The organism is Kribbella turkmenica (assembly GCF_004348725.1).
Taxonomy (GTDB): domain Bacteria; phylum Actinomycetota; class Actinomycetes; order Propionibacteriales; family Kribbellaceae; genus Kribbella; species Kribbella turkmenica.
This window is the reverse complement of record NZ_SMKR01000190.1, coordinates 1-13,477: the sequence shown is the minus strand read 5'-3', so window position 1 is coordinate 13,477 and position 13,477 is coordinate 1. Positions and strand designations below refer to the sequence as shown.

At 66.1% G+C, this 13,477-nt stretch carries 7 protein-coding genes and 1 pseudogene; 4 read left to right on the top strand and 4 right to left on the bottom strand.

The features are described 5' to 3' along the window. Together E1218_RS30815 and E1218_RS30810 are read right to left on the bottom strand one after the other, a co-directional pair. The coding region (locus E1218_RS30815; protein ID WP_132326566.1) for a DNRLRE domain-containing protein at nt 1–7,444 on the bottom strand (7,444 nt) is incomplete at its 3' end. Between the two features lie 539 nt (nt 7,445–7,983). Then, a complete protein-coding gene (locus E1218_RS30810) occupies nt 7,984–8,799 on the bottom strand; it encodes an MBL fold metallo-hydrolase (RefSeq protein ID WP_132326565.1) in 816 nt (271 codons plus the stop codon). A 217-nt stretch (nt 8,800–9,016) separates the two neighbouring features. Between E1218_RS30810 and sdhC the strand changes: the two genes are divergently transcribed. The 4 genes from sdhC to E1218_RS30790 are packed head-to-tail and all read left to right on the top strand — an operon-like array spanning nt 9,017 to nt 12,330. Then, nucleotides 9,017–9,394, top strand: a complete 378-nt coding sequence (gene sdhC, locus E1218_RS30805) for a succinate dehydrogenase, cytochrome b556 subunit (protein WP_132326564.1) — start codon at nt 9,017–9,019, stop codon at nt 9,392–9,394. A gap of 1 nt (nt 9,395) precedes the next feature. Beyond that, the gene (gene sdhD, locus E1218_RS30800) at nt 9,396–9,854 is read left to right on the top strand and encodes a succinate dehydrogenase, hydrophobic membrane anchor protein (protein ID WP_132326563.1); all 459 of its coding nucleotides are present in this window, start codon (nt 9,396–9,398) and stop codon (nt 9,852–9,854) included. A gap of 29 nt (nt 9,855–9,883) precedes the next feature. Continuing rightward, nucleotides 9,884–11,626, top strand: coding sequence for a succinate dehydrogenase flavoprotein subunit (gene sdhA / locus E1218_RS30795; RefSeq protein ID WP_132326562.1), 1,743 nt, complete (start codon nt 9,884–9,886; stop codon nt 11,624–11,626). After that, complete coding sequence (locus tag E1218_RS30790) at nt 11,626–12,330, top strand: succinate dehydrogenase iron-sulfur subunit (protein WP_132326561.1); 705 nt, start codon at nt 11,626–11,628, stop codon at nt 12,328–12,330. The genes sdhA and E1218_RS30790 overlap by 1 nt, the downstream gene beginning before the upstream one ends. A gap of 331 nt (nt 12,331–12,661) precedes the next feature. On the opposite strand, the gene E1218_RS30785 is transcribed toward E1218_RS30790, so the two are convergent. Together E1218_RS30785 and E1218_RS30780 are read right to left on the bottom strand one after the other, a co-directional pair. After that, nucleotides 12,662–13,087: a DUF2000 domain-containing protein gene (locus E1218_RS30785; protein WP_233712587.1), complete on the bottom strand. Its 426-nt coding sequence runs from the start codon at nt 13,085–13,087 to the stop codon at nt 12,662–12,664. Nucleotides 13,088–13,269: 182 nt separating this feature from the next. Then, a pseudogene (locus E1218_RS30780) lies at nt 13,270–13,477 on the bottom strand (M55 family metallopeptidase); the annotation flags it as partial.

Below are 13,477 nucleotides of genomic sequence, written 5' to 3'. Positions count from 1 at the left end.
AGTTGAACCGGTACGGATTGACCACATCGGCGTCCTGGCCGGGGGTGCCGGTGATGGCGTCGTCGCCGGTGGTGCCGACCCTGTCGGGCTGGCCGTAAGCGGTGTACCGGTACGTCGACGTCGTCAAGCCCGTCGTAGCGTCGGTGAGGGTTTCCACGTCGCCGTGCGGATTAGTGCCGTAGAACGACTTGCTCGACGTCGAACCATTGACCGGAGAATCAACCAGCGACAGGTTCTCCCCACCCGCGCCGTAGGCATACGACTTGGACACCTTCCAGACCCCGGCAGTGTCGCGTTCCTCCTCAACCGCGACCTGATCGGCCAAACCAACGAACGTGTACCGGGTACTGACCGACTGCGCGGTACCGACCTTCTCGGCCTGCGACACCACCCGATCAAACGGATCAAAAGACTGAAGCCTGGTGAACGTCGGGGCCCCGGCGGTGTCGAACCTCTGCTGACGCACCAGCCGGTCATAACCGTCGTAGGCGTTCTGCTCCACCACCCGCGCACCGACATCGACCGTGGTCGAACGACCGAACACGTCATAGCGGTGATTCATCGTCGTTGCGCCGGTCACCGTCCTGACCAAACGGTTACGGTCATAGGCCATCGTCGAGGCCGTCGACCCGATGGTCTGCGACGTGACGTTCCCGGCCGCGTCATACACATACGACTCGTCGTCACCCGCCTCCACACCGGTCTTCACCACCGACTTCAACTGCCGCGCCGGCGTGTAGGCATAGGTCGATGCCTGATCGAGGTAGTCGGCCGTGCCGGCCTTCAGAACCTTTTCGACATCCTGCGAACGATCACCATCGAGGTTGTAGCGCAGCGAATGCGACGACACCAACTGCCCGTCATCGGTCTTCTCCACCAAAACCCGCGCCAGACCATCCTCGTGATACGTCTGCGTCGCCACATTCCCGTTCGGCTTGTCCACCGCCGACCGCCAACCCCGCGGATCATAGGCGTACTGCCACGTCTCCAACGACGACGTCGGCGACTCACCCGCCTTCACCGTGTCCACCAGATTCCGCACATCCCACGTGTAAGCGGTGTACCGCGAAACATGCAGGTTGTTGCTGCCGAGCGGACGCTGCGCGTTCGTCGACAAGACATTGGAGTTCAGGTCGTAGGTGTAGTCGGTCTTCGCCTGCTCCGCCCCGCCCTTCAGCTCCTGGACCTGCGTCGTGCGGGCCAGACCGTCGGTCGTCACCTTGAACGTGTCAGCCGCAGCGCTCGGAGTGTTGTCCTTCACCTCCGTCTGCACACCGTTGGCGTCATAGCTGTAGGTAAACGACCGCGACGCCACCGGGTTCGTCGACACCAGCTTGATCGCGTCCGCGACCACCACCCCCGACGTGGCCGGCTTCAACACCACCGTCTTCGCGACACCGTTCGGGAACGAGTAGTTACCGAGGCTGACCCACGGGTTCGCCGCCGTACACGCCTTTTGATCGACCGTCTTGGTCGCCACCCCCGTGGAGTGATTGATCGTGTACGTCGCCGCCGACGCCGCATCCGTGCGCACCGGACACGACGCGTACACATCGAACGAACCAGCCACATCCGGCAGCACCCGCCAACTGAAACTGTCGTTCGCCCCCGGCGAGCCCACCGCAGCCGCCGCGTGGGTGCGATAGTTCGCTCCCTGGGTGTTCGTGCCACCGGTGATGGTCGCCCAGGTGCCGGTGGCGGCCGTTTGCCAGGTGTCGGCGTTGTCGACCACGTCGACCGGCTGCTGCGCGGCCGTGTCCGAACGCGACTGCAACGCACCATCGGGGTAGTAACCCCACGACTGGACGCGCTTCGCGTCGTCCCCGGGCACGGTCATCGTGCGATCGGTCTGCTGACCCAGCTGGTTGTAGCCGTAGCTCGTGGAGATCTGCCACGGATCCGTCGAGGACTTGATCTCACCCGAATCGAAATAGGTGAAGTTCGTCCACTGCGCGCCCGAGCTGCCGAACGTCGGCTCCGACTGGGCCTTGATCTCGCCGGTCGGGTAGTACTGGATGAACGTGCTGGACGGCGTCGTGTAGCCCGGTTCCGTGGTGTCGAACGCACCCTTCTTCTGAACCGGGCGGTTGTTCTTGTCGTAGACAGTCTCGGAGTACCGGCCGCTGGGGCGGGTCTGCCGGGTAACGTTGCCGGCCTCGTCGTAGGTCAGCTTGGTGATCCGGATCTCCTGGCGCGCACCGATCGGTGTGTGCGGGACCTTGACCTCGACCGGCTGACCGGCCTCGTCGTACACCGTGGTCTTGGTGTGACCCGTCGCGTTGATCTCCGCCGTCACCAGGCCGTCGGCGTCGTACACCTTCTTACTGGTGTAACCGGCCGCATCGGTCACCGCGGTCACCCGGTGGTTCAGGTCGTACACCATCTTCGACGTGTAGTCAGTCGCCGCCGACGCGTTCTTCAGCGGGTCGATCACCGTGATTTGGTTACCGACCAGGTCGTACTCGTACGTCGTGGTCGGGGTCTTGGTGGATCCGTCGGTGTCGACGAACGGCGTCTCCACCTTCAGGACCTGACCGATCCGGTCATAGCTGTACTTCGTCACGAAGTCGTTCGGATCCGTGGTCGACGCGACACCCTTCGGCGCGGTCTCGGTGGTCCTGCGGCCCAGCACGTCGTAGGTGTAAACGATCTGCCGACCGGTGGTGTTGTTGTCCGGCAGGGTCTTGGTCAAGACGTTGTCCGCGGCATCGAACGTGGACGACGAGAACGCGCCGTTCGGAGCGGTTTCCTTGGTGATGTTGTCGTTGAGGTCGTACTCGGTGGCCGTCGTCCGGGTCTCGGTGCCGTTGTAGGGCTTGGTGACCTTGGTCGGCCGGCCGAACGCGTCGTACTCAGCGGTTGTGACGCGCGGGAAGTCGTCCTCGACGCGGAGCACGTTGCCGCGGTCGTCGTACAGGAAGTCGATCTGCGCGAGCAGCGGGTCGATGATCTTCGTCGGGTAGCCGTTCGCGTCGTACGCCTGGTACTGCGTGACATTGCTACGGGCGTCAGCGGCCGTGGCGAGCGTCCCGTTCGCGTTATAGGTGTACGTCGGACCGTAACCGCGGCCGTTCTTCACGGTCTCGACGTTGCCGTTGGCGTCGTAGGTGAACGTATCGGTCCGACCGGCCGCGCTCGTCTTCGATATCAACACCGTCGGACGCGCACCAGTGGTCAACGTCTGGTAGGTGAGCACGACACCTGGGAGGCCGTTCTTGACCGCCATCGCGTCGCGGACCTTGAGCGGATAACCGGTCTTCGGGTCGTACTCCCAAGTCGACACCGCGCCGTTCGGCTCCTGCAGCCGGATCACATTGTGGTCACTGTCCCACGCGAGCAGCGTGGCCTTGGTCCCACCCGAGGCGTTCTGATTGGCGTCGAGGATGCTCGTCGTCCGGCCGTAGCCGTCCATCCGGTACGTCGTCACCGAGGGAGTGGAGCCGTTCACATCGGTCACCGTGGCGACGATGTCCTTCGCCACCGACCCGTCCGGATCGGCGTACGAGAAGGTCGTGCTGTTGCCACGGCGGTCGGTGTAGTTCTTGGGCCACAGTGCATAGGCGGAGTTCTCGGTCGAGGTGTAGTACTGGACCTTCGTCTCCGCGCTGCGCGGGTCCTTGACCGAGTTGAGTTTCGCATTCCCGTTGGCCGACGTGTCGGTGTAGCCGAACAGGAACGTCTTCACCGGCGCACCGGCACCGAATGTCCGCGTCGCCGGGTCGAACGAGCCGCCGTCCTCAAGCTTGATCACCTGGTGCGACCCGTTGTAGCTGAACTTGAGCGCTCGTCCGGACAGGTCCCGGATCCACACCAGCCCGGCGCTGTCGTACCCCAGCGTCATGACGACCCGCGACGATGCATCGGTGGCAGAGGTGAGCCGACCGTTGGTGTCGTAGTTGAACGTCAGCGCGTTCCCGTTCCGGTCGACGACCGAGGTCTGCCGACCGGTGTCCTGATTGAAGTAGAAGCGAGTACCGTCCGGACGGCTGAACACCCACTGATGCGCCGCGTCGGCGGTGAGGTCGCGGGTCAGATCAAGCGACACACCCGCAGGTCTCGTGTAGGTCAGCTGGCCGGCGGACTGCGTCGCGAGCTTGTAGGTGTGCGTCGAGCCGTCACCGTCGATGAAGGTCATCAGGTTGTTGACGCTGCCGCCGCTCGGCACCGAGAGCCGGCTGCCGAGTCGGGTCAATGTCGCCGGCTGCACGGAGACGCCGAAGCCGGCACCAGCGTCGGTGACATCCATGCTGTTGTAGGCCAGTCGCACGAACGCCGAGGGGCCGATCGACGGGTTGGACATCGCGTCGTACGACCAGACCACGTTCCCGCTGTAGAGGTTCGTCAGCAGTTGCGAACCCGCACCGGTCTCTTCGCCGGTGTACGACAGGAACTTCTCCAGGCCCAATTGGTTGGAGGTCGGATCCTCGACGTAGCGATCAACACACAGGAAGCCCGTGGTGACGACAGCGCATCCTTGGATCGGCCGGGTGGTGTTCGATGAAGGCGGAGTCGTCGTGGAGAACCAGCCCGAGCCGGTCCACAGGTCCAGGTACAGATCGTAGGCGAGCCGCTTCGTCCCGGTGTCGGAGTTGATCGGCGTGCGCACCGGGAGGTTGAGCACAACCGCCTCGCCCGGTGCCAGCGCTTTGCCGAGTGGCACGAAGTTGCGGTCTCCGGAGACCGTGATGTCGGTGCTGTCGCCAGGCTCCGTCCAGCGGTACGACAACTGCAGGCCGGTCGGCCAGGTCGCGTTGGTTGTGTTCGTGACGGTGACCGGGGTCGTGACGGTGGTGCCGGGAACGAACCTCTCGGGGATCTCGTCGGCCTCGTAGGTCTGAGCCTCATTCTTCACCAACGACTCCACCCACAGGCGAGGCTTGAACAGGCTGTCCGGGGACTCGCCGTTGGTGATGCTGAGCAGTTGCTGAGGAACCGTCTCGTCGCGGGTCTTCAGCAGAAGGCCGTGGTTGTCGCCCGGGTTGCTCACCCAGGACTGCACCTCGGCGATCAGCTCGCTCGATCCGAAGGTGAGTCGCTGCGGATTGTCATCGGGGCGCACCGTGCCGAGGTTGGTCGCCTCGTAGTCGCCACCGGGAGTGGACCAGTCGATCGTGGACGTGGCCTGGTTCCAGGTGGCCTGTCCTTCGACGAAGTCACGGGTGAGGGCGTGCAGGTCGAAGTCGGCCTGGCCGATGCCGGATCCGTAGTTCGAGAACAGCTCGACCCTCGCGTCGGTGACCCTGGTTCCCTGCGTGATCGCGGCGGTGTCGAACTCGAAGACCGCGCGTTCTTTCCCGTACACCGGATGGTTGTTGCCGACCTGCATCCAGTAGCGCGTGTTCCCCGAAGTGCCGTCAGGACGGGACAGCACCACGTCCGGCTGCGCCGAGCTCAGCGTGGTGTCGGAGATGTCCCCCGAGAACGACCGCATGACGCGGCCTTCGCGAGGTGTCGTCACGGTCTGGACGTTCGAGGCGGCGCGACCGTTCTGCGCCCCGTCACCGACCGTCCGGGCCACGACCCAGTAGTTGTAGGTAGCCGGCTCGGTCGCAGACGACGGCTTCGCCGACTGATCGGTCCAGGTGGTCACGTCCGACGCGACCGTGCCGACCAGTTCCAGACCGGCAGGATCGCTGGAGCTGAAGTACTCCACGACCGGCGTGGTGCAGGTACCCGCGGGAAGTGTCCGGCAGCCGCGGAAGATCTGGTACTCGACCAGGTTGTCGTCCTCGCGCGCGGTCGGGTCGACGTACGCGCTCCACTTCAATTCCGGACCGCTTGCCTGAATCGTCGCCGGCGGCTGGAGCGCGACTCCGGGCTCGTCATAGGTGATGACCAGGTTCGGGCGGACGGCGGTCTCGCCGCCGTCCGTGGCCTCGCTCGCGTTGTAGTACAGGCCGCCGATCGGGCCGGTACCGGAGTCGTTGACGGCCTTCAGCATGACACCGAAGTTCTGCGACGGCTCGTTCACCCACGACTGCACGTACGAGCCGAGCGCGAACGAATGCCACAGATCCCGCTGCCCCGGAGCCTTGGTCTGAGTGGAGAACTCGGTCCAGCTCACCGCATCCGCGATCGGCGTCGTCGCCGTCGTGGTGTCCCGGACCATCCGCACCTGCGCGGGCTTGCCCGGCAAGGCGTGCACCGTACCCAGCGAGTACCACGCGCCGGACGCCGAGCCGGTCGTCTGGTCCCAAACGGTGTTCAGCACCGTCGGCTGACCGGTCGGCGTCGCACCGGTGATCTTGACCGTCGGCTTGCCACGGTAAGAGGCCTGGAAGTAGTGGCCCTGCACGAGATAGTCACCCGCGCTGGGCACCCGGGCATCCCAGGTGAACGCGTCCGGCGTCGTACCGTGCGGCGCGTACGAGAACCGGCCACCGACCGCGCCGTTGTGGGCGTAGTCCTCCCACAAACCCTCATACGACGTGGCCGTGAGGTCCTGGTCGTCCACGGTCACCTTGTTGAACGCGTACGTCCCGTCGAACGACGTGCTCATCGACGACCAAGTGGCGGTCGCCTCCGACCAGGCCTTGGTCGCCTTCACCGCCGCGAACGGCACCGTCGTCGTGTCCGAGCCGAACGCCGCACCGAAGTGCATGTTCAGGTCGGCCGAGCGGATCGCCGTACCGGCCGGAATCATCGAGGTGTCGAACCTCAGCAGGCCACGCCACGTGTTGCGACTGGCATCGTCGCCGGTCAGCACCGTCGGGTGCGAACCGTAGGTCGTGGTCGGGGCAGCCTCGGAGATGGACGTGTCCTGGGCGGCGTTCGGGTCCGGTACGACGATGATGGTCGGGTCGATGACGATCGGGAACACGCGCGCCTCGGCCTTGAGCCAGGTCACGTCAGGCTTCAAGGTGAGGAGGGTCTTGCCGCCCTCCTGGGTGACCGTCTGTGTGATTTTGTCCGAGTAGCCCGGCTGGCCTAGGTGGTTCTGCGGCGACGCGTCGGACATGTTCGGCGCCGGAATCACGTACTTCGGCAGTTTGTCGTCGGACTTCTTGAAGAAGCCGATCGAGCCGTCGGACTGCTCCTTGGCGGTGAGCCCGCCGGTCTGCAGTTCGAAGGTGTACTCGCTCGCCGCGTCCGCGACGCTCGCGAGCACGACGTCCTCCTTCACGCCGGTGTTGGTCACCCGGTACCGAACGTCCGCGGTGCCGAAGACATCCGCGAAGACGACCGACGAGTCCTTCGCCGTCGGCAGCAGTTTGCGCTTGTCGCCGGCCGCGCCCAGGCGGATCCACGTGCCGTCAGCCTCGAAGCTGATCAAACGGTCGGTCGACTTGCCGAAGCGGGAACGGAAGCTGTTCCTGCCGTTCTCGAACGCGTCCTCGCCCGCACCGGGGGTGACCTTCGTGTCGATGCGCTGCCACTTGCCCTCGGAATCCTTGTAGTGCACGGGCTCCGTCGAGAGCACGGTCTGCGTGGTGCCGTCCGACATCAGATAGCTCGTCGACGACGCGGTCCGCTTCGTCTCCAGTTCGCGGATACGCTGCGGCTTTCCGGTCGACGAAACGACAGACGACGACACCTTGCCCACACGCGCTGGTGCCGGCGGTGCAAGCGGTCCCAGGGCAGCCTTCTGTACCTGCGGTACGGCGACCTGCACGACATGCCGTGGTTGGGCCACCGCTGTGAGGGGCACCGCAACTGAGGCCGGGAGGGACAGCACGAGGGCAGACGTCAGCAACATGCGGGCGCGGCGCATCGACACTCCAAAACTGGGCGGATCCGGCGCACCCCGAGCGACACCGGCGAAGTCAGAGAGTTTTTATCCTTCGAACACTCTCCGGCGCAACCCAGTTGCAGGTAGTTGCAACGACACGCGCGATCACGGGCGGGGGCAGCCGCGACGTGCTACCCGCCGGGCAGGAAGCGGACCGAACGACAGGACGTGTCGCCGAATGCGAGATACGGCGGAGTGTGCTCCGATCGTTCCGCCCGGCCCTGCGGCGTATACGTCCTGTCCCTCGGGACCCCTCAGGTCAGGTGGTCGTAGTCGCCTCGCACCCAGGCGGCGTGGCGGTCGGCGGAGCGGCGGACGATCGCCTTGGCGTCCACCGGGATGACCGAGCCGAAGTTGTTGTAGAGGCGGTCGTAGTCGAAGATCTCGAGGGAGCGGGCGACGCGGTCGACGACGGCTCCGGAGAGTGGGATGCGGTTCGGGTAGCTGCGCATGAAGCTGACCGAGGTGCGGTCGGGGTTGGCGAAGACGGTGTCGCCGGACAGCAGGACACCCTTGCCGTCGGCACCGTCCGCCCAGTGGGTGACCGCGCTGCCCGGGAAGTGGCCGCCGGGCTGGATCAGGGTGACGCCGGGGAGCGGGGTGAGCTTGCCCGACCAGGTCCTGATCACCGGGTCCTGGCGGGCGACCCACTCGGCGTCCGCCTCCGAGACGTACACCGGTACGTCGCCCAGCCGGTGACTCCACTCGACCTGGACGCCGTACATGTGCGGATGGCTGGCGACGATCGCCGCGATCCCGCCGAGCTCGCGCACCCGCCGTACGGCGTCGTCGTCGACGAAACCGATCGGGTCCCAGAGCAGGTTGCCCTCGTCGGTCTGCACCAGCATCGACTGCTGCCCGATCCCGGCCGGCGGCTTCGAGGTGATGCCGAACAGCCGCGGCTCCACCTCCTCGATCGCCACCGTCGTCCCGGCGGCGGCCAGCTCGTCGAGCGTGGTCCAGTGCTGACCGTCGGCAGGCACCCACTGGCGTTCGTCGGCGCAGATCGCGCACACGTCGACCTGCTCGGAGTGCTCGACCGCGCAGGTCGCACAGATCCAGAAACTCACCGTGTTCTCCCCTCAGTGTGACCCGGGCGACATCCCGGACCATCCGCAGTCTCGGACGTCAAGCCGGGTTGAAGTCAAGACGCGACCGATCTCACACCTGTCAGGACATTTTGGGTCTGACAGCAGGACTAGCATCGAAATCGGCCTGGTTTTCGCCCGGCCGAGCCGGTCGCGGCAGCCGCACGGCTCTGGTCCGAGATCAAATCGGAGGATCGGTTTGCCCAGCAAACCAGCCGGCACGCTGTACCGCGGCCGGGAGGGCATGTGGTCGTGGGTCGCGCACCGGATCACCGGGGTGGGCATCTTCTTCTTCCTCCTGGTGCACGTGCTGGACACCGCCCTGGTCCGGGTCTCCCCGGAGGCCTACAACGAGGTCATCGGCACCTACAAGAACCCGATCGTCGGCCTGCTCGAAGTCGGCCTGGTGGCGGCGATCCTGTTCCACGCGTTCAACGGCATCCGGCTCATCCTGGTCGACTTCTGGGCCAAGGGCCCGCGCTACCAGCGGCAGCTGATGATCGGCGTCGGCGCGATCTGGGTGGTCCTGTTCGTGCCGTTCGTGATCCGGCACCTCACCCACGTCTTCGGAGGCTGAGATGTCGGACATCGCCGCTCCCCGGTCCAGCTCCCGCTCCCGCTCGCTGAAGGGCGGCGGCCGGAACCGGTCCGGCCAGACCAACTTCGAGCTCTACAGCTGGCTGTTCATGCGGCTGTCGGGTCTCGCCCTCGTCGTCCTGGTGCTCGGCCACCTGTTCGTGAACCTGATGCTCGGTGACGGCATCACCGGGCTGGACTTCGCGTTCGTGGCCGGCAAGTGGGCCAACCCGCTGTGGCAGGTCTGGGACCTGCTGATGCTGTGGCTGGCGATGCTGCACGGCACCAACGGGATGCGCACGATCATCAACGACTACGCCGAGAAGGACCAGACCCGGTTCTGGCTGAAGTCCCTGCTGATCACCGCGTCGATCGTGATCGTCGTACTCGGCACCCTGGTGATCTTCACCTTCGACCCCTGCCTGGACCCCAGCTCGACGCTGTCGGTCTGCAACAAGTAAGACTGCGCAATTTTCTGAGAGGTTCACAGATGCAGCGGCATCAGTACGACGTAGTCATCGTCGGCGCGGGTGGAGCGGGGATGCGCGCCGCCCTCGAGTCGAGCAAGCGGACCCGGACGGCCGTCCTCACCAAGCTCTACCCGACCCGGTCGCACACCGGCGCGGCCCAGGGCGGCATGTGCGCCGCGCTGGCCAACGTCGAGGAGGACAACTGGGAGTGGCACACCTTCGACACGGTCAAGGGCGGTGACTTCCTGGTCGACCAGGACGCGGCCGAGGTGATGTGCCGCGAGGCCGTCGACGCGGTTCTCGACCTGGAGAAGATGGGCCTGCCGTTCAACCGGACCGCCGAGGGCAAGATCGACCAGCGGTTCTTCGGCGGTCACACGCGCAATCACGGCGAGGCCGTCGTACGCCGTTCCTGCTTCGCGGCCGACCGTACCGGGCACATGATCCTGCAGACGCTGTACCAGCAGTGCATCAAGCAGAACGTGGAGTTCTTCAACGAGTTCTACGTCCTCGACCTGCTGATGGTCGACGGCCGCTCCACCGGCGTGGTCGCGTACGAGCTGGCCACCGGCGAGCTGCACATCTTCTCGGCCAAGTCGGTGGTGTTCGCCTCCGGCGGCTTCGGCAAGGTGTTCCGGACCACGTCGAACGCGCACACGCTGACCGGTGACGGGATGGGCATCGTCTGGCGCAAGGGCCTGCCGCTGGAGGACATGGAGTTCTTCCAGTTCCACCCGACCGGCCTGGCCGGTCTCGGCGTACTGCTGTCCGAGGCGGCCCGCGGCGAGGGCGGGATCCTGCGGAACAAGGACAACGAGCGGTTCATGGAGCGCTACGCGCCGACGGTCAAGGACCTGGCGCCGCGCGACATGGTCGCCCGGGCGATGGCGAACGAGGTCCGCGAGGGCCGCGGCTGCGGGCCGGACGGCGCGTACGTGATGCTCGACCTGACCCACCTCGAGCCGGCGCACATCGACGCGAAACTGCCGGACATCACCGAGTTCGCCCGGACGTACCTCGGCGTCGAGCCGTACACCGAGCAGATCCCGGTCTTCCCGACCGCGCACTACGCGATGGGCGGCATCCCGACCAACGTCAAGGGCGAGGCGCTCGCCAGCAACGACGACGTCATCCCCGGCCTGTACGCCGCCGGCGAGGTCGCCTGCGTGTCCGTGCACGGCGCGAACCGGCTGGGCACGAACTCGCTGCTCGACATCAACGTGTTCGGCCGGCGGGCGGGGATCGCGGCCGCCGAGTACGCCGAGACCGCCGTCTTCGAGGAGTTCCCGGACGCGCCGGAGAAGTTCGTGGTCGACCTGGTCGAGGGCCTGCGGAACGCGACCGGCGACGAGCGGGTGGCCGCGATCCGGGCCGACCTGCAGGCGACGATGGACCTGAACGCGCAGGTGTACCGGACCGAGGGTTCGCTGAAGCAGGCGCTGGTCGACATCGAGACGCTGAAGGAACGCTTCTCCCGGGTGGCGGTGCAGGACAAGGGCAAGCGATTCAACACCGACCTGCTCGAGGCCGTCGAGCTCGGCTTCCTGATCGACCTGGCCGAGGTGCTGGTGGTGTCCGCGCTGGCCCGCAAGGAGTCCCGTGGCGGGCACTTCCGCGAGGACTACGACAAGCGCGACGACGTCAACTTCATGCGGCACACGATGGCGTACCGCGAACTCGATGCCGACGGCAACGTGAACATCCGGCTCGACTACAAGCCGGTCGTCCAGACCCGCTACAAGCCGATGGAGCGCAAGTACTGATGGACGTCAAGGTCAAGATCCTGCGGTACAACCCCGAGGTCGTCGACGAGGCGGAGTGGAAGACCTACTCGGTCACCCTGCAGCCGACCGACCGCGTCCTGGACGCGCTGCACAAGATCAAGTGGGACCAGGACGGCACGCTCACCTTCCGACGTTCCTGCGCGCACGGCGTCTGCGGCTCGGACGCGATGCGGATCAACGGCCGTAACCGGCTGGCGTGCAAGACGCTGATCAAGGACCTGAACCCGGAGAAGGAGATCACCGTCGAGCCCATCAAGGGCCTGCCGGTGCTCAAGGACCTGGTCGTCGACATGGAGCCGTTCTTCGACGCGTACCGCTCGGTGATGCCGTTCCTGGTCACCAGCGGCCACGAGCCGACCCGCGAACGGATCCAGTCCCAGGCCGATCGCGACCGGTTCGACGACACCACCAAATGCATCCTGTGCGCCGCCTGCACGACGTCCTGCCCGGTCTTCTGGTCCGACGGCCAGTACTTCGGCCCGCAGGCGATCGTCGGCGCCCACCGGTTCATCTTCGACAGCCGCGACGAGGGCACCGAGCAGCGCCTGGAGATCCTGAACGACAAGGAAGGCGTCTGGCGCTGCCGCACCACCTTCAACTGCACCGACGCCTGCCCCCGAGGCATCGAGGTCACCAAGGCCATCCAGGAAGTGAAGCGAGCCCTGATCTTCCGCCGCGTCTGACCAACCCGCCGCCGCCGAAGCACCCCGCCTTCGGCGGCGGCTCCACGTCCGGCCACCGGGCCCCGGCGTTCCCGCGCGCCGGGCGCTCCACCGGCCCCGGCGGTCGGCGGCCGGCTGTCGACGGTCGCCGGTCGGCGGTCGGCGGTCGGGCGGTCGCCGGTCGGGCGGTTTCGGGGGTTTGAACACCTACTCGGGACTGTGGACACGTCATAACCTGTTCACGGTCCCCGCCGGTTGTCCAAGCCCCCGACCTATCACCTGTCGCGCCGGACACGACGTCACCAAACGTTCGGACCGACGAGCGGCATTCCACCGGCGTCCGCCCGGGCGCTCAGTGATGCATCCTCGCGCCCTTCAGCACCTTGTCCACCGCGTTCTTCGGTCCGTAGAGCGCGATCCCGACCAGATCCAGCTCACCGGTCGGCACGGCTTTCACCGCCGCCCGGTTGTCCCGGTCGTTGCCGGTAGCAAACAGCTCCTGCGTGAACACCGCGTGCTCGATCTCCCGCCGCAGCGCCCGCTCGTGCGCCGTACCCATGAGCTCCTTGGACCCCTCGAACACCAGCACCGGCTGCCGGAACATCGGCAGGTACCGGGTACCGTCCGCATCCTCGTACGGCTCCCCGACGACCTCCGGATGGGTCCCGGCGATCCCACTCACCAGGAACGCCGTCACGTTCAACCGCTGCCAGACCGCCAGATCGTCCCGCAGCAACACAGCAATCTTGGTATCGAACCGAATCGTCTCCTCATCCACGGACCAATCGTCCGGCCGCGTCGCGAGCCGGTCTTGTACGTTCTTGACCTCCACCGCACGCGACCGAGGCGTCCTCCCGTGTCCTGTCTGGTGGGTCAGCCAACCAGGCAGTGGGTTGTCCAAGCTCATTCCGGTTAGCCAACCCACACTCTCGTGGGGCCACCTACCAGACGGTGCCCGTCTCAGCAGTACGGCGGGTTGGTGGTTACCGCGGTGGCTACTCGGAGGAAGAGGTTGAAGAGGCGGTAGAGGTGGGGCATGTCGGCCTCTACGGTGACTGTGCGGTCGTCCTGGCGGGTGACCCCGGGGATGGCGGTCAGGTGGGCGGTGACTGACGCGTTCTGCCAGCGGACGGTGAGGCGGCGGGTGGCGGAGGCCGCGGGGGTGGTG